Consider the following 17,230-nt stretch of genomic DNA (forward strand, 5'->3'; position numbering starts at 1 on the left):
ACTCAGTCGGAGGGAGGCGGAGGAACCGCGCTGCGGCGGTCCAGTTTGCGGCTGAGCACCACCGAGGTGTGCGTGTGCTGGATACCTTCGATGAGCCCGATGCCGTCGAGCAGGGCGTCCAGCTGCTCGTTGGTTTCGCAGCGCAGGAGCACCATGTAATCGAATTGCCCGCTGACGGCCGAGACTTCCTCGACCTCGGGTAACCGTTCCAGTGCACGCATCACTGCGGCGCCCGTTTTTGGTGCAACGCTGAGCCCGCAATAGGCGCGCACCGCCGCTTCCTCGAGCCGCTTGCCGAGGCGCACGCCGTAGCCAGCGATCACCCCCTCGCGTTCGAGCCGGGCAATGCGCGCGACGATCGTGGTGCGCGCCACGCCGAGCTTGCGCGCGAGCAGCGCAGCCGACTCGCGCGCGTTGGCTTGCAGCAGGCTCAGCAGGTGGCGGTCGGTGTCGTCCAACGCCTTGGCGATGCCTTATTCGACTTCGGCGATCAGTTCGATCTCGACGCAGGCGCCGAAGGGGATCTGCGCGACGCCGAATGCGCTGCGCGCATGCGCGCCTTTCTGGGCACCGAACACTTCCGCGAAAAACTCGCTCGCGCCATTGGTCACCAGATGCTGCTCGGTGAAGCTGCCGGTGGAGTTGACGAGGCTCATCACCTTCACGATGCGCTTGACCTTGTCGAGGTTGCCGATCGCCGCGTTCAGCGTGCCGAGCAGGTCGATCGCGATGGCGCGGGCGGCCTGCTTGCCTTCTTCGGTCGTCATGTTGGCGCCGAGCTGGCCAACCCACGGCTTGCCGTCCTTCTTGGCGATGTGGCCGGAGAGGAAGACCAGGTTGCCGGTCTGCACGAAAGGTACGTAGGCCGCGGCGGGAACGGAGACGGGCGGCAGCGTGATGCCGAGGCTCTTGAGTTTGTCCTGGATGCTCATGGAATGTCCTTGTTGTCGGTTGGCAGGGAGTCGGATGGCGGATTGTCCGCCACCGGGTCGGCCTGGGCGCGCGCGGCGTTCGCGGCTTCATCGCGCCGTTCCTCGATGGGCTGCACCGTGACGCCGACGTTGAGCGTGTGACGTGCGCCGCCATGCAGCACGCCTCGCATGGGCGAGACATCGGAATAGTCGCGGCCGATCGCGAGCGTCACGTAGTCTTCCCCGGGCTGGCGGCCGTTGGTCGGGTCGAAGTCGACCCAGTCGCCCGGACCGTCGGCGCCGGGAAGGTAGACCGACACCCACGCATGCGATGCGTCAGCACCTACCAGACGCGGCTGGCCGGGCGGTGGCTGGGTGAGCAGGTAGCCGCTCACGTAGCGCGCCGGGAGCCCCATGGTGCGCATGCACGCGATCATGATGTGGGCGAAGTCCTGGCACACCCCGCGACGCTGCGCGAGCGCCTCGATCGCGGGTGTGCTGATCTCCGTGCTCTCGGCGTCGTAGTCGAAGTCGTTGAACATGCGCAGCGTGAGGTCCATCGCGACGTCGAAGGCCGGGCGGCCGGCGGCGAAGCTCGGGCGCGCATAGGCGGCGAAATCATCGTGGCGTGGCACGTAGCGCGACGGAAACAGGAATTCGGCCGCGGGGTCGTAGTGTGAATCCTTGACGTAGCGGAATCGCTCGCGCACCTCTTCCCACGGCAGTTCGCGCGCGACCGAGGCAGGCAGCTCTGGCACGGACGTCTCGACCACGCTTTCGGCGGTAACGAGGAGTTCCTCGTGCGTCGAATCGAGCGCGAAGAAGGTCCGTGCATTGCCGTACACGTCGGGCGATTCGCTGCTCTGCACCGGCGGCGGCGTGATCGTCAGCGCATGGCTCACCAGCCGCTGCGAAGCCGTGGTCATCGGCTTGAGGTGCGCAAGATGCTGCGCCGTATCGACCGGCGGCGTGTAGTCGTAGCGCGTGAAGTGCGTGACGTGAAGCAGCATGGTCAGGCTCCGACAGAGCGCAGGGACTCGGATGTCAGCGTGAAGTAGCGCGTGCCGATCGCGTCCGACACGTGGTAGGACGCCGTCTCGCACGCGGTGCAGAGGTCGACCAGCGCGGCGTATTGCGATTCGGGGCCGGCCTCGCAGAGGTGCTCGAGCGTCCAGCTGTCGGGGTCGGGCAGTTCGTACGACAGCGCCGAGAGCTTGCCCGGCGCACTGCCCGCGAGCTTGGCGATCCGCTTGCGCAGGGTGTGAGTGACCCATGCGAGCGAGCGCGGGTTGTCGCCGTCGAGTACCAGCAGGTCGACCATCGTCGCGACGTCGCGCCGCTGCTGATAGCGCGCGTGGAAGGTGATGGTGCTGTCGAACAGCGCGACCATTGCCTCGAAGCCGGACACCTCGTGCACCGCGCCGGTTTCGAAGCCCGCCGCAAGTGCGCTGGAAAGAAAAGCCAGCCGTTCGATGTGCCGCCCGATGGACAGCAGGCGCCAGGCATCGTCGCGCGTCATGCGGTCGGTCTGCGCGCCGGTCATCGCGGCGAGGGCAGCGCTTGCGGATTCGAGCAGGCGCAGCGCGGCGCCGGACTCGTAGCCCGCCTCGCCTTTCTCGCCCGCCTGTTCGGCGCTGCGGCGCAGGAAGTCGGCCTCGGCACGCACGATCTGGTTCCAGTGGTCCTGCGACAGTCGCTCGCGCACTGCAGCAGCGGCGCGCCGCACGCAACTCAGGCTGAAGCCGACGCTGCCGCCACGCTCGACATCGCCGAGTTCCGCAATCAGCGCGCGTTCGAACACGCGGCGCGACTTCGGCAGGCTCGGCACCTCGCGCGGCACGAGTGCGTTGCGTTCCGTGAGCTGGTGCAGCCAGTTGAGCAGTGCGCGGGAAGACACTTCTTCGCCGCCGAGCAGGTCGAGCGTGACGCGCGCGAGGCGCACCGCGTTCTCGGCGCGCTCGGTGTAGCGGCCGAGCCAGTACATGTTCTCCGCAGCGCGGCTGGTGACCGGCGCGCGGTGCCGCGCCAGCGAAGCCGGCGTCGCCTGCGAGTGCAGGCGCGTGGTCATGTCGACTTCGTCGAGCGTCTGCACCCAGACATCGGCGCTGCTGCCACCGCGCTGCATCGAGGCGATCTGTGCGTCGGGCCCGGCGAGCCGCGCGAGGCCGCCTGGCAGCACGCGCCACGACTGCGGACCGTCACTGATCGCGAAGACGCGCAGCAGCACGGCACGTGGCGCGATGTGGCCCCGGTCGAAGTTCTGCGTCCACGTCGGCATCTGCGACAACGGGAGATAGCTCTGTACCGTGTGCTCCTCGCCCCGGCGCATGATGCGGCCCGCCCATTCATCGAGTCCGCGCTGGCCCATGCGGGTGCCGAGTACCGAGTCGAAGCTGGTGTGCGAATCGTCGCCGGGGTAGGTGGCCTTGATCGCGCAGTCGGACAGCAGCGGCAGCACCGCTTCCATCGCGGCGCGCTCGCCGCACCACCAGGTTGGGAGTGCCGGTAGCTGCAGTTTTTCGTCGAGCAGGCGCCGCGCGAGCGCCGGAAGGAATCCGAGCAGCGCCGGCGATTCAAGAAACGCCGAGCCCGGCATGTTGGCCACGAGGACGTTGCCGGCGCGGATCGCCTGCAGCAGCCCGGGCACGCCCAGCGTGGAATCGGGGCGCAGCTCCAGCGGATCGAGGAACTGGTCGTCCAGCCGCTTGATGAGGCCGTGCACCGGCCGCAGGCCCTGCAGCGTCTTGAGGTAGAGCCGCTGGTCGCGCACCGTGAGGTCGCTGCCCTCGACCAGCGTGATGCCGAGGTAGCGCGACAGGTAGGCGTGCTCGAAGTAGGTCTCGTTGTACGGCCCGGGCGTCAGCAGCGCGATGTGCGGCGGCTGGCCGGCAGGGCACATGCGCTGCAGCCCTTCCATCATCGCGTTGTAGGTCGCGGCGAGGCGCTGCACATGCAGGTTCTCGAAGGCCTGCGGAAACTGGCGCGCGATCGCGAGGCGGTTCTCCAGCAGATAGCCGAGCCCCGAGGGCGCCTGCGTGCGCTGCGAGACCACCCACCAGTTGCCGTCCGGGCCGCGCGCGAGGTCGAAGGCCGCAATGTGCAGCCAGGTGTCGCCCGGCGGCTTGACGCCGTGCATGGCGCGCAAATAGCCCGCATTGCCCTGCACCAGCGCTGGCGGCAGCAGCCCTTCAGAGAGCAGTTGCTGCGGCCCGTAGACGTCGGCCATCACGCGGTCGAGCAGGCGCGCGCGCTGCTGCACGCCGGCCTCGATCTGCGCCCAGCTCTCGGGCGAGAGGATCAGCGGAAAGAGATCGAGAGACCAGGGCCGCTGCGGCCCGTTGGCCGAGTCGGCATAGACGTTGTAGGTGACGCCGTTGTCGCGGATCTGCCGCTCCAGGCTGACCGCTCGGCGCGGCAGGTCGTCGAAGCCGCCGGGGCCGAGGTTCTCGAAGAAGCCGGCCCAGGAGGGCGCGAGCGGCGCATGTTCCCCGGGCGCGAGATCGGTTTCATCCGCGGCTGGCGCAGCGGGCGGGACCGACGCTGCGTCATACAAAGGGGCCGGTTGTGAAGGCGTGCCCTGCCGTGTGGTGGTCTGCGGCGTCGCGATGCCGCGCAGCTCGTCGAAATGCCCCGGCGCGGCCGGCGGCGCGATAGCGGATGCCAGCTCGGCAGGCGCCTCCAGCGCCTGGGCATCGAAGAGGGATGTGTTGTGTGAATCCACTGTGAGATTATGAGTTCACCCCCAGCCTCGCCCACTCCATGTGGCTCTGCACCCCCTCGCCGGGGGCAACCCCGGCGGCCCGGCAGAGCCGGTTCCGCGGGGTTCCTGGATTTGGGGTCGTTACCGTCGCAGATCCAGCGTGAACGGAAACTCGCGGCTGCCGCTGATCTCGATCGTTGCCGGCGGCGTGGTCATCAGGCCCGGCGTATGACCCATGCGCGTGAAGCGTGCATGGCGGCGGCTTTCCGCTTCGTAGGCGTTGACCGGGAAGGTGTCGTAGTTGCGCCCGCCCGGGTGCGCGACGAAGTACTGGCAACCGCCGAGCGATCGCTTCATCCAGGTGTCGACGATGTCGAAAGTCAGCGGCGCATGAACGCCGATGGTCGGATGGAGCGACGACGGTGGATTCCACGCCTTGTAGCGCACGCCCGCAACGAACTCGCCTGTGGTGCCAGTGGGCTGCAGCGGCAGCACCTGGCCGTTGACGGTGATGACGTGGCGGCTTTCGTTCATGCCGGTGACGCGAATCTCGACGCGTTCCAGCGATGAATCCACATAGCGCGCAGTGCCACCGGCTGTGCCTTCCTCGCCCATCACATGCCATGGCTCGAGCGCGTTGCGCAGCGACAACTCGACGCCCATCGCCTGCACCTGCCCGACCAGCGGGAAGCGGAACTCGAAATGTGGCGCGAACCAGTTCGGATCGAAAGCGAAGCCCGCCTGGCGCATTTCGCTGATCACGTCCTCGAAATCCATCTGCACGAAGGTCGGCAGCAGGAAGCGGTCGTGCAGCTCGGTGCCCCAGCGGGTGGCCGGCGCGGTGTAAGGCGCGTCCCAGAAGCGGGCGACCAGCGCACGCAGCAGCAGTTGCTGCGCGATGCTCATGCGCGCATGCGGCGGCATCTCGAAGGCACGCAGCTCAAGCAGGCCGAGGCGGCCGGTGCTGGAATCGGGCGAGTAGAGCTTGTCGATGCAGAACTCGCTGCGGTGCGTGTTGCCCGTGACGTCGATGAGGATGTTGCGCAGCGTGCGGTCGACCAGCCATGCGGGCATGTTCTGGCCGTAGATCTCGCGGTTGCGTGCGATTTCCTTGAGCGCGATCTCCAGCTCGTAGACCTGGTCGTTGCGCGCTTCGTCCACGCGCGGCGCCTGGCTGGTCGGGCCGATGAACATACCCGAGAAGAGATAGCTCAGCGACGGATGGTTGTGCCAGTAGAGCAGCAGGCTTGCAAGCAGCTCGGGCCGGCGCAGGAAGGGGCTGTCCGCCGGCGTTGCACCGCCCAGCACGAAGTGGTTGCCACCGCCGGTGCCGGTGTGGCGGCCGTCGGTCATGAACTTCTCGGCCGACAGGCGCGTCTCGAAGGCCGCGTGATAGAGGAACTCGGTGTGGTCGACCAGCTCGCCCCAGTTGTGCGCGGGATGGATGTTGACTTCGATCACGCCGGGGTCGGGCGTGACCTGCAGCATCTTCAGGCGCGGATCGCGCGGCGGGGGGTAGCCCTCGATGACGATCTTCACGCCGAGTTCTTCGGCCGTGGCTTCGACCGCCGCGACCAGGTCGAGGTAGTCCTCCAGCCGCGCGAGCGGCGGCATGAAGACGTAGAGCACGCCGGAAGCGCTGCCGACCTTCTCGGCCGCGGGTCCGTTGGCGCGGCGCGGGTCGCGCACTTCGACACAGAGGGCGGTGCGCGTGATCCAGTGGGCGGATTCGCCTCGGCGCGGCTGGCGCGTCGCGGTCGGATCCTGCCCCGCGTCGCGCAAGCCGGCGGCGTCGCCCGGCGACTGCATCCGCAGTGCGCTCGGTGTGGCTTGCGGTGCGCGGAAGTCGTAAGGCACCGCACTGCGGTCGGCATCGCCTTCCGCAAATCCCCCGGCGTAGCCGGTGTAGCGGGCGCGGTAGTCGGCCGAGCTCGGCAGACCGGCACGCGGCGCCGTCGGGTCGCGTTCGATGAGGTAGGGGTAGTCGCCCTTGCTGGCCCACGGCTGCGAATCGAGCGGCAGGCGGTAGCCCATCGGCGAATCGCCGGGCATCAGGTAGAGGCGATCGTCGCGCAGGAACCAGGGGCCGGTCTTCCAGCCGGGGCCGGCGAGCGCGGGTGCGTCGCCGTCGGCATTGGAGGCCTCGATGGGCAGCATGTAGCCGATCACCGCGTCCAGCTTCTGCGTGAACACCCGGCGCAAGCGCATACGCTCCATCTCGTCGTCGAGCTTCGACTCGAAGGGGTCGACGTTCACCGGCAGCCGGCGTTCGCGCCAGAGGTAGTAGTAGACGTCTTCGTAGCCCGGCTGGATGTAGCGCTCGGTCAGTCCGAGTCGCTGCGCCAGCGCATTGGTGAAGCGGCGGGCGTCCTCGCTGGTGTAGTTGGTCGGATGGCGTTCGTCTGCGAACAGGTCGGGGTTGTGCCAGATCCTTTCGCCGTCCGCGCGCCAGAAGATCGACAGCGCCCAGCGCGGCAATTGCTCGCCCGGATACCACTTGCCCTGCCCGAAGTGCAGGAAGCCGCCGTCGCCGTATTCGGCACGCAGCTTTTGCACCAGCTCGGTCGCGTAGCCGCGCTTGGTGGGGCCGAGCGCGTCGGTGTTCCACTCGGCCGCGTCGCGGTCGGTGGTCGCGACATAGGTCGGCTCGCCGCCCATCGTCAGGCGCACGTCGCCGGCCTTCAGGCGTTTATCGACCGCTTCACCCAGGGCGAGCACTTCGGCCCATTGGTCCTCGGTGTAAGGCTTGGTCACGCGCGGAGATTCGTAGATGCGCGTGACTTTCATCTCGTGGCCGAAATCGACCTTCGCTTCGTCGACAGCGCCTTCGATCGGCGCGGCGCTCGACGGCGTCGGCGTGCAGGCGAGCGGGATGTGGCCTTCACCGGCCAGCAGGCCCGACGTGGCATCGAGCCCGATCCAGCCAGCGCCCGGCAGGTACACCTCGCACCAGGCGTGCAGGTCGGTGAAATCGACCGTGGTGCCGCTCGGGCCGTCGAGCGATTTCACATCTGGCGTGAGCTGGATCAGGTAGCCCGACACGAAGCGCGCCGCCAGGCCGCAATGCCGCAGCAGTTGCACCAGCAGCCAGCCCGAGTCACGGCACGAGCCCGAACCCTTGGAGAGCGTTTCTTCCGGCGTCTGCACACCGGGTTCCATGCGGATCAGGTAGTTGACGTCCTGTTGCACCTGCTGGTTGATCTGGACCAGGAAGTCGATGGTGCGCTGTTCCTTGCGGTCGATCTTGTCGAGATAGGCCTGCACCAGCGGCGTGGGCGCATCGGCGACGAGGTAGGGCGCGAGTTCCTGCGCCTGCGCTTCGGTGTACTTGAAGGGGAAGTTCTCGGCCTGCGGTTCGAGGAAGAAGTCGAAGGGGTTGTAGACCGCCATCTCGACGACCAGATCGACCGTGACCTTGAAGGCCGTCGTCTTCTCGGGGAACACCAGCCGCGCAAGGTAGTTCGCGAACGGGTCCTGCTGCCAGTTGATGAAGTGCTGCTCGGGCTCGACCCGAAGCGAATACGAGATCACGTTGCTCCGGCAATGCGGCGCAGGTCGCAAGCGGATGACCTGTGGGCCCAATTGCACCGGACGGTCGTACTTGTAGTGAGTGACGTGGTGGAGCGCGGCGTGAATGGACATGTTGTTCAGTGCGTCGGTCGTGCCTCGGGTGAGACGCATACTAGCCGACACAGAAAGCAATTAGCGCGCCAAAAAAGTCGCGTGACAGGGAGCGAATTGAGGTATGCAGGGATGGGATGTGCGCGGCCTGCGGGTTCTGGCCGCGATGCTGGGTTTCGTACTTGGAACGGCGTTGCAGCTGCAGCAGGGTGTGCTGTGGCGGGAAGCGGTCTATGTGGCGCTCCTGGTGGGCGCGGTCGTCGGCGGATTCATTTTGCGTCCGCTGGAGCGGCCTTGGCGGGGCGCGCTCGTGCTGCCTGTGGCGCTGCTGCTTGGCGGAATGGCTGGTGCAGGCTCCGCGGGCTGGCGCTCGGTAGTCTTCACTGCGGACGCCTTGCCCGCGGCCCTGGAAGGCCGCGATCTGGTGGTGACTGGCGTGGTCGCGCAGATGCCGCTGCGCAATGAAAGCGGATTGCGGTTCGCACTCGAAGTCGAATCGGCGCGCTGGCCGGGCACTGCGGATGACAGCCGTGTGACGCCGGATGTGCCGCCGCGCATTTCCCTCGGCTGGTATGCCGACGCAGGGGGCGAACTCGCTGCGCCGATACACGCAGGCGAACGCTGGCGCCTGCCGGTGCGGCTGAAGGCGCCGCACGGCAACCTCAATCCTCACGGCTTCGACTACGAGTTGCGCCTGTGGGAGCAGGGCGAGCAGGCCACCGGCTACGTGCGTGGCGGAATTCCAGCGCCAGAGCGCATCGCGACGACATGGCGCCATCCGATCGAGCGCGCGCGGGAATCTGAAAGCGCAGCTCGCAACGTTCGAAGCGTCCGGGGAGTAAGGCATTCGGTTCGGACGCTGCCAACGAATACGACATGGCGGCAAAGGACGTGAAGGCAAGCTTGCTCAAGCAAGTCTTCGGTGGTAAGCCGCACGCTTGGCTCCTATCAAGCAGATGAGGGCAGGGCGCTTGTATTGGCGTACCGGCCCATCTTCGTAGCCACGGAACCTAACTGAGAACTTCCCAATGTGTTCGTCCTTGACGCGTTCCTCCGTGAACACGTTGAAGCGTTCAACACTGCGGTGAAACGCTGCCTTCAATTCCCGACGCACAGCATATAGTTCGTCGGGTGGTTCTCCATCAGCTACCGCAAGTTCAGCTTCCTCGTGGCGTTCAACGAGCGCCCACGCTTTCTCTTCAAACATCAGCACGTCAGCTTCAGGTTCGACCACCGCCGTTTCGTGGTGCTGTATCTGCATTTCGAGCGCGTTCAGCTTCTCCCGTACCAACGCCGGATTCATCAAGCCGTCTGCTACAAGGTCGATCAATCGGGCCTGTTGTTCCTTCAGCGCCTTGAGTTCAGCAGAAACTACCACCTTGACGGTGGGCTTCTTGTCGAGCAACGCAACATAGTCATGCTCTTGGTCCAAGAGGAGCCAGCCAATCACTTCCTTTTCAAACGCGTCGTAGTTGATGAAGCTGCGATGCTCGCACCCGGTACGGTCCAACGCGCTGACGCATTTCAAATATCTTTGCGAGACCGTCTTGCTGGCCCGGAAGAACCGGAGGCGTGAACCACAGTGGCCGCAGAAGAGCAGGCCAGTGAAGATGTTGGGTTCGTCCTCGGCACGTCTACCTCGCTTCGTCCCGATTGATCCGTCCATCAAGCGCTGTACGTCGTAAAACTCCGCTTTGGAAAGGATCGGTGGGTAGTAGTCGAGCAGAGGCGCTAGTCCTGCTTGACTGATGCGGGTGCCGATGACTGCTGGATTCTTTAGGAGTCGGGCGACCTGCGGCGTAGACCATTTCCACCCGTAGGCTTGGTTCAAATGCCGTGCGATCCGCATGGAGCCGATGGCTTCAGCCCGCATTTTGAAGACCTCACGAACGATTTGGGCTTCGTCCTCAACGATGGTGAACCCTCGTCTGTCCGGCGTGACCTTCAGCCACTTGGGAACCTTGCCATGCTTGAAGCCTTGAGCAAGTTTGGCGGCCTTGACCTCCTTGCCGCGCATGCTCTTGGTGGCGCTTTCCTCGTGGGCGCGACTCATCACCATGATTGAGCCGAAGAGCATCATCCCGCCGTCACTGATGATCGCGTCACGGGTGTAGACCTTTTCGTGATCCTTGATCGTGACAAGAGTGATGCCACGATTGACGATGCCGATAAAAAGCTGGAGGGCGTCAAGGATGTTTGCGCGCGAGATTCGGTCCAGGCTTTCGACGATGAGGGTGACATCGTTGGGAATCAGCCCCTCATCGACGGCGGCAAGGAATTTTCCGAGGGCGCCTTCCTTGGAGTTCTTGCCTTTGAATGCGGACACGCCAGCGTCGGTGTAGACGGTGTCAAGGACCAGTCCCTTCCGGTCGGCGTATTCCTGCGCACTGGTCGATTGGCGGCGGCGTGAGTCGCCCTCATCTTGGGCTTTGCTTGACCAGCGCTGGTAGCTGATTGCTATCTTGGGCATGAGCGTGCCTGGTTAGTGAACACTGTCAATTTTAAACTAAAGTAACCTTTATCGGGCTCCACGTGACGATGTTTGCGTGGCTCGCCGCACAGGTGGTCGAAAAGCTCTGGCGGCGCAGCGGCAGGCTGATGCTTCGTTGGCCCGCGCAGCATGCGGGTCTGGCGGGCGGCGTGGCGCTGGCGGCGCTCTATGCGGCCTTCAGCGGCTGGGGTGTGCCGTCCCAGCGAACGGTATGGATGCTCGCGGTGGTGGGTCTGCTCCGTCTCGGCGGGCGATCGTGGCCGTGGCCATTGGTGTGGCTCGTGGTCTGCACGGCGGTGGTCGCGATCGATCCGTGGGCGCTGATGCAGCCGGGCTTCTGGCTCAGCTTCGTCGCTGTGGGGGTTCTCTTCGCCGCCGGCAACGGGGGGCCGGACGATGCGTCCGCAGGCATGGCAGCGCGCTTTCATCGCCTTCTGCGTGAACAGTGGGTCGTCACGCTGGCGCTGACGCCGCTCACGCTGTTGCTGTTCCAGCAAATCTCGGCCGTCGGGCTGCCTGCGAATCTGATTGCGATTCCCTGGGTGACGCTCGTGATCACGCCGCTTTCCATGCTCGGCGTGTTGGTGCCTTTCCTGTGGAACGCTGCTTCATGGGCGGTCCAGGCGCTGTCCTGGGTGCTGGAGTGGCTCGCGAGGTGGCCGTTCGCGACGCTGTCGATGCACACGCCACCGCTCTGGATGGCCGTCGCGGGCGTTCTGGGCGGCATCGTGGTCGCCATGCGCCTGCCGTGGTCGGTTCGCGCGCTGGGGCTGCCGCTGCTGGTGCCGGCGCTGCTCTGGCAATCCCCGCGTCCACCGACGGGCGAGTTCGAACTGCTGGCCGCCGACATCGGGCAGGGCAATGCGGTGCTGGTGCGAACCGCGTCGCACAGCCTGCTGTATGACGCGGGGCCGCGCTACAGCCTCGACAGCGATGCCGGCCATCGCGTGCTGGTGCCGCTCCTGCGTGCCTTCGGCGAGCGGCTGGACACCGTCGTCCTGAGCCATCGGGACACGGACCACACCGGCGGCGCGCCGGCGGTGCTGGCGATGCAGCCGCAGGCGAAGCTCCTGAGCTCGATCGAGGCCGACCATCCGCTCCAGACGCTGCGCAAGGCGGAGCGCTGCGTCGCCGGCCAGCGCTGGACCTGGGATGGCGTCGATTTCGAGATCCTCCATCCGGCCGACAGCGACTACAGCAGCTTCACCAAGCCGAACGCCATCTCCTGCGTGCTGCGCGTCGGCAACGGTCGCGCGACGGCGTTGCTCGCGGGTGACATCGAGCAATTGCAGGAAGCCGCATTGACCCTGCGCCACGCCGATTTGTCCGCGGACGTGCTGCTGGTCCCACACCACGGCAGCAAGACGTCGTCGACCCGGCGGCTGCTCGAAGCGGTGCGCCCACGCCTCGCGCTCGTCCAGGCGGGCTGGCGCAACCGGTTCGGCCACCCGGCGCCGGACGTGGTGAAGCGCTATGCCGACCAGGACATCTGGCTATTCGACACGCCCCATTGCGGCGCAGCCACCTGGTCAAGCACTGCGCCGGGCGAAATGTTTTGCCACAGAAACACCGCCCGCCGCTACTGGCATCACCAGATGTATTGACGGCGCGCAAGTCCGTCATCGAGACCCCTCGTTTCCCCCATCTGACGCCGAAGTTTGGCCTTGAACTTGCTAAGCTATGGTCAAGGAGATTGGTCGTCCATGCACAAATTCGACGAGATGTATGAACAGGTTCCCTACACCGGCGCTGCCGTCCGGAACCACTACAAGCGATACGACCAATGGCTCGCGAAGCAACCCGAAGCGGTAATGCGTTCGCGGCGCGAAGAGGCGGAAATGATCTTCCGCCGGGTCGGCATCACCTTCGCCGTCTACGGCGCGAAGGACGAGGACGGGTCGGGCACCGAACGCCTGATTCCCTTCGACCTCCTGCCTCGCATCATTCCCGCGCACGAGTGGGCATCGATGGAAAAGGGGCTGGTGCAGCGGGTGACCGCGCTCAACCGCTTCATCCACGACGTCTACCACGACCAGGAAATCATCAAGGCCGGCGTCATCCCGGCTGACATGATCCTGAAGAACGCCCAGTACCGCCCCGAAATGGTCGGCCTGAAGGTACCCAACGACGTCTATTCGCACATCGCCGGCATCGACATCGTTCGCGCGCCCGATTCCAGTGGCAACGGCGAGTACTACGTGCTCGAAGACAACCTGCGCGTGCCCAGCGGCGTGAGCTACATGCTCGAGAACCGCAAGATGATGATGCGGCTCTTCCCCGAGCTGTTCAGCCAGAACCGCATCGCGCCCGTTGCGCATTACCCCGATCTCTTGCTCGAAACCCTGCGCGCCTCCGCGCCGCCGGCCACCGCCGAGCCGACCGTCGTCGTGCTCACGCCCGGCATGTACAACAGCGCGTACTTCGAGCATGCCTTCCTCGCGCAGCAGATGGGCGTGGAGCTGGTCGAAGGGCAGGATTTGTTCGTCAAGGACAACTTCGTCTACATGCGCACCACGCGCGGCCCGAAGCGTGTCGACGTCATCTACCGCCGCGTGGACGACGACTTCCTCGATCCCGAGGTGTTCCGCCCGACCTCCACGCTCGGTTGCGCCGGTCTGATGCGCGCCTATCGCGAAGGCAACGTCGTGATCTGCAACGCGGTCGGCACCGGCGTGGCGGACGACAAGTCGATCTATCCGTACGTGCCGAAGATGATCGAGTTCTACCTCGGCGAGAAGCCGATCCTGAAGAACGTGCCGACCTACATCTGCCGCAACAAGGACGACCTCGACTACACCCTCGCGAACATGAAGGACCTCGTGGTCAAGGAAGTGCACGGCGCGGGCGGCTACGGCATGCTCATCGGCCCCGCCGCCACGCAGGCCGAGATCGAGGACTTCAAGAAAGCAGTGCTTGCCAAGCCGGATGGCTACATCGCGCAGCCCACGCTGAGCCTGTCGAGCTCGCCGACCTTCGTTGACGCCGGCATCGCGCCGCGCCACATCGACCTGCGGCCCTTCGTGCTCTCGGGCAAGGAAGTGCAGATGGTGCCCGGTGGCCTCACGCGTGTCGCGCTCAAGGAAGGGTCGCTGGTGGTCAACTCGTCGCAGGGTGGCGGCACCAAGGACACCTGGATCCTCGAAGGTGACCGCACAAATGGGTCGCGCTCGCACAGCCAGTCGCAAACACAAACGCAATCGTCCTGATCGGGAGCCTTCAGATCATGTTGTCACGCACTGCCGATCACCTCTACTGGATGTCGCGCTACACCGAGCGCGCCGAAAACACCGCGCGCATGCTCGACGTCAACTACCAGACGTCGCTGCTGCCGCAATCGGCCGAAGTCGCCAAGTACGGCTGGCAGGGGCTGCTGTCGATCAGCGAACTGCTGCCGAGGTACAACGAGGACCACGACCAGATCGAACCCAACGAAGTCATGGAGTTCATGGTCAAGGACGAGTCGAATCCTTCGTCCATCCTCTCGTGCCTGCGCGCGGCGCGCGAGAACGCACGTGCGGTGCGCGGCGCGCTCACCACCGAAGCGTGGGAAACGCAGAACACCACCTGGCTCGAAGTCAACCGCATGCTGCGTGCGGGCGATCTGGAGCGCGATCCGGCGCAGTTCTTCGAATGGGTGAAGTTCCGCTCGCACCTCTCGCGCGGCGTGACCCTCGGCACCATGCTGCAGGACGAGTCCTTCTACTTCTCGCGCCTGGGCACCTTCATCGAACGCGCCGACAACACGGCGCGGCTGGTGGACGTGAAGTTCCATGCCCTGAACAGCGAGTTCTTCGGCACGGCCACCGAGGAAGACCAGGAGTACGACTTCTATCACTGGAGTGCGATCCTGCGCAGCGTCTCGGCGTTCGAGGTCTATCGCAAGGTGTATCGCGACGTGATCAAGCCCGAGCGCGTGGCCGAGCTGCTGATCCTGCGTGCCGACATGCCGCGTTCACTGCATGCGAGCCTTGTCGAAGTGGTGGAGAACCTCGACAAGGTGAAGAACGACCAGAGTGCGGAGACGCAGCGTCGCGCGGGCAAGCTCCTGGCGGATCTTCAGTACGCGACGGTAGATGAGATCCTTGCGACCGGGCTGCATGCGTATCTGACGCAGTTCCTCGATCGCGTGAACGAGCTTGGCTGGCGCATCAGTCAGGACTTCCTGGTCCCGGCGCAGTAGCTACGCGGCGGTCGCCTGACGCACGGCGCGCTCCCAGCGCGCCATCGCTTCGTCGGCCTTGTCGCGACTCAGGGTGGGCATGAAGCGGCGCTCGACGCGCCATAGCTTCGAGAGTTCGCTCACATCCTTGTAGTAGCCGGTCGACAGTCCGGCGAGGTATGCGGCGCCGAGCGCGGTGGTCTCGGTCACCTCCGGCCGCACCACCGGAATCCCCAGCAGATCGGCCTGGAACTGCATCAGCAGGTTGTTGACGCAGGCGCCGCCATCCACCCGCAGCTCCGCCACCGGCGTGCCGCCGGCTGCGACCGCATCGCGGCTCATGGCCTGCAGCAGTGCGGCGCTTTGGTAGGCGATGCTTTCCAGTGCCGCTCGCGCGATGTGCGCCACAGTGGTGCCCCGCGTCAGCCCGGTGATGATGCCGCGCGCGTCCGCATCCCAGTAGGGTGCGCCAAGGCCGGTGAAGGCCGGCACCATCATCACGCCGCCCGCATCAGGAACGCTTTCGGCCAGCGCCTGCACATGCGCGCTGCCGGGAATGGCCTTGAGACCGTCGCGCAGCCATTGGACGACCGCACCGCCGACGAACACGCTGCCCTCCATCGCGTACTGCGGCTTCGCGCTGGTCTGCGCGGCGCTGGTCACCAGCAGGCCGTTGTGCGAAGGCTGGAAGTCGCCGCCCGTGTGCATCAGCAGGAAGCAGCCGGTGCCATAGGTGTTCTTGGCCATACCGGCCTGGAAGCAGGCTTGGCCGAAGAGGGCGGCTTGCTGGTCGCCCGCCACGCCGCCGATCGGCAAGGGTCGATCGAACAAGCCCGCGGCGGTGTCCGCGAAGTGCGCGCTCGAAGGCTTCACTTCTGGCATCAGGGCGGCTGGGATGTCCAGCGCCCTGAGCAGATCGGCATCCCACTGGTTGGTGTGCACGTTGAAGAGCATGGTGCGCGAGGCATTGCTCACGTCCGTCACATGCACCGCGCCGCCGGTGAGTTGCCACATGAGCCAGCTGTCGATGGTGCCGAAAGCGAGTTCACCGCGCTCCGCCTGCGCACGCACGCCGGGCACGTTGTCGAGCAGCCAGCGGAGCTTGGTCCCCGAGAAATACGCGTCGATCACGAGCCCGGTCTTTTCCTGGATCGTGGCCGTCATGCCGTCTTCGCGCAGACGCGCGCACAGCGGCTCGGCCCGGCGGTCCTGCCAGACGATCGCGTGATGCACCGGCTGCCCGGTCTTGCGGTTCCACACCACCGTGGTTTCGCGCTGGTTGGTGATGCCGATCGCGTGGATGTCCTTCGCGGTCAGCTTGGCCTTGGCGAGCACGTCGTGCGCGGTGGCGAGCTGGTCGTTCCAGATCTGCAGTGCGTCGTGCTCCACCCAGCCGGGCTGCGGATAGATCTGCGTCAGCTCACGCTGCGCGATGGCGACGATGCGGCCTTCGCGGTCGAAGACGATGCTGCGCGAGCTCGATGTGCCCTGGTCGAGGGCGAGCAGATAGGTCATGAGAGGGTCCTTCAGTGTTCCCGGGCGATGACGCAGCGTACCTGCGCGCGTTCGATCAAGTCCGGAAAGGGCGGCGGTGGCTCCGCGTCGGTGAACAGGCAGTCGATCTGCGAGAGCTTCGCCAGCTCGATCATCGCGGGCCGGTTGAATTTGCTCGCATCGGCGGCGAGCCATACCTCGCGCGCCTGCGCGATGATGGTCTGCGCCACCTTCACCTCGCGCAGGTCGAAGTCGCGTAGCGTGCCGTCGGACTCGATGCTCGACACGCCGATCAAGGCAATATCTACCTTGAACTGGCGGATGAAATCCACCGTCGCCTCGCCCACGATCGCGCGGTCGCGCAGCCGCACCGAGCCGCCGGCCACGATCACCTCGCAATTCGGGTTGTCGCTCAGGATCGTCGCGACATTGAGGTTGTTGGTGATCACCCGCAGCCCCGAATGCCCGAGCAGCGCCTTGGCGATCGCCTCGGTCGTCGTGCCGATGTTCAGGATCAGCGAGCAATCGTTCGGCACCTTGGCCGCCACCGCATGCGCAATGCGCGCCTTGCCTTCGGCATGCAGGTTCTCGCGCTGCTGGTAGCCGATGTTCTCGGTAGTCGAGCTCGGCACCCGCACCCCGCCATGAAAGCGAGTCAGCAGGCCTTCATCAGCCAACCGCTGCACGTCGCGACGCACCGTCTGCAGGGTCACGCCGAGCATGTTGGCCAGCTCGTCGACGTTGATCGACCCGCGCGAACGCACGGTGTTCAGGAGTTTGAGTTGTCTGGGATTCGAATTCACGTGGGGCAGGGCGCAAGGGCGAACGAATTTAGAACGAAAAGAAACGAATGG

The 17,230-nt window shown here is 65.7% G+C and carries 11 protein-coding genes and 1 pseudogene; 4 read left to right on the plus strand and 8 right to left on the minus strand.

The window, feature by feature from the left end:
• Nucleotides 1–2 precede the first annotated feature (2 nt).
• The 5 genes from FHW64_RS11565 to FHW64_RS11585 all read right to left on the minus strand — a co-directional run bounded on the left by FHW64_RS11565 (nucleotide 3) and on the right by FHW64_RS11585 (nucleotide 8,253).
• Nucleotides 3–458: an Lrp/AsnC family transcriptional regulator gene (locus FHW64_RS11565; RefSeq protein WP_221210257.1), complete on the minus strand. Its 456-nt coding sequence runs from the start codon at nucleotides 456–458 to the stop codon at nucleotides 3–5.
• 15 nt (nucleotides 459–473) lie between these two features.
• Nucleotides 474–932, minus strand: a complete 459-nt coding sequence (locus FHW64_RS11570) for a RidA family protein (RefSeq protein ID WP_184526109.1) — start codon at nucleotides 930–932, stop codon at nucleotides 474–476.
• A complete protein-coding gene (locus FHW64_RS11575) occupies nucleotides 929–1,921 on the minus strand; it encodes a transglutaminase family protein (RefSeq protein ID WP_184526111.1) in 993 nt (330 codons plus the stop codon). Before FHW64_RS11575 ends, FHW64_RS11570 begins: the two co-directional genes overlap by 4 nt.
• 2 nt (nucleotides 1,922–1,923) lie before the next feature.
• Nucleotides 1,924–4,632: a circularly permuted type 2 ATP-grasp protein gene (locus tag FHW64_RS11580; RefSeq protein ID WP_184526113.1), complete on the minus strand. Its 2,709-nt coding sequence runs from the start codon at nucleotides 4,630–4,632 to the stop codon at nucleotides 1,924–1,926.
• A 120-nt stretch (nucleotides 4,633–4,752) separates the two neighbouring features.
• Entirely contained in the window at nucleotides 4,753–8,253 is a 3,501-nt protein-coding gene (locus FHW64_RS11585) for a DUF2126 domain-containing protein (protein ID WP_184526134.1), read from the minus strand.
• Nucleotides 8,254–8,356: 103 nt separating this feature from the next.
• Here FHW64_RS11585 and FHW64_RS11590 point away from each other — a divergent pair, with 103 nt between their 5' ends.
• Entirely contained in the window at nucleotides 8,357–9,127 is a 771-nt protein-coding gene (locus FHW64_RS11590; protein ID WP_184526137.1) for a ComEC/Rec2 family competence protein, read from the plus strand.
• Between the two features lie 12 nt (nucleotides 9,128–9,139).
• Here the strand turns inward: FHW64_RS11590 and FHW64_RS11595 are convergent, their stop codons facing one another.
• Complete coding sequence (locus FHW64_RS11595) at nucleotides 9,140–10,702, minus strand: recombinase family protein (protein WP_184526139.1); 1,563 nt, start codon at nucleotides 10,700–10,702, stop codon at nucleotides 9,140–9,142.
• Between the two features lie 53 nt (nucleotides 10,703–10,755).
• Between FHW64_RS11595 and FHW64_RS11600 the strand changes: the two are divergent.
• The 3 genes and pseudogenes from FHW64_RS11600 to FHW64_RS11610 form a co-directional block, all read left to right on the plus strand.
• A pseudogene (locus tag FHW64_RS11600) lies at nucleotides 10,756–12,327 on the plus strand (DNA internalization-related competence protein ComEC/Rec2); the annotation flags it as partial.
• Between the two features lie 99 nt (nucleotides 12,328–12,426).
• Nucleotides 12,427–13,929 carry a circularly permuted type 2 ATP-grasp protein gene (locus FHW64_RS11605; protein ID WP_184526141.1) on the plus strand — a complete coding sequence of 501 codons (1,503 nt, stop codon included), beginning with the start codon at nucleotides 12,427–12,429 and terminating at the stop codon, nucleotides 13,927–13,929.
• A gap of 17 nt (nucleotides 13,930–13,946) precedes the next feature.
• Entirely contained in the window at nucleotides 13,947–14,903 is a 957-nt protein-coding gene (locus FHW64_RS11610) for an alpha-E domain-containing protein (RefSeq protein ID WP_184526142.1), read from the plus strand.
• Here the strand turns inward: FHW64_RS11610 and glpK are convergent, their stop codons facing one another.
• Both glpK and FHW64_RS11620 read right to left on the minus strand, forming a co-directional pair.
• Entirely contained in the window at nucleotides 14,904–16,397 is a 1,494-nt protein-coding gene (glpK, locus tag FHW64_RS11615) for a glycerol kinase GlpK (protein WP_184526144.1), read from the minus strand.
• An 11-nt stretch (nucleotides 16,398–16,408) separates the two neighbouring features.
• Entirely contained in the window at nucleotides 16,409–17,179 is a 771-nt protein-coding gene (locus FHW64_RS11620; protein ID WP_184526146.1) for a DeoR/GlpR family DNA-binding transcription regulator, read from the minus strand.
• Between the last annotated feature and the right edge of the window lie 51 nt (nucleotides 17,180–17,230).

The organism is Variovorax sp. Sphag1AA, assembly GCF_014192575.1.
Taxonomy (GTDB): domain Bacteria; phylum Pseudomonadota; class Gammaproteobacteria; order Burkholderiales; family Burkholderiaceae_C; genus Variovorax.

Bases quoted from the DNA above. Each gene is read 5' to 3' on its own strand.
- FHW64_RS11570 (WP_184526109.1), bottom strand. From the start codon at position 932: ATGAGCATCCAGGACAAACTCAAGAGCCTCGGCATCACGCTGCCGCCC.
- FHW64_RS11575 (WP_184526111.1), bottom strand. From the start codon at position 1,921: ATGCTGCTTCACGTCACGCACTTCACGCGCTACGACTACACGCCGCCG.
- FHW64_RS11585 (WP_184526134.1), bottom strand. From the start codon at position 8,253: ATGTCCATTCACGCCGCGCTCCACCACGTCACTCACTACAAGTACGAC.
- FHW64_RS11590 (WP_184526137.1), top strand. From the start codon at position 8,357: ATGCAGGGATGGGATGTGCGCGGCCTGCGGGTTCTGGCCGCGATGCTG.
- FHW64_RS11595 (WP_184526139.1), bottom strand. From the start codon at position 10,702: ATGCCCAAGATAGCAATCAGCTACCAGCGCTGGTCAAGCAAAGCCCAA.
- FHW64_RS11605 (WP_184526141.1), top strand. From the start codon at position 12,427: ATGCACAAATTCGACGAGATGTATGAACAGGTTCCCTACACCGGCGCT.
- FHW64_RS11610 (WP_184526142.1), top strand. From the start codon at position 13,947: ATGTTGTCACGCACTGCCGATCACCTCTACTGGATGTCGCGCTACACC.
- glpK (WP_184526144.1), bottom strand. From the start codon at position 16,397: ATGACCTATCTGCTCGCCCTCGACCAGGGCACATCGAGCTCGCGCAGC.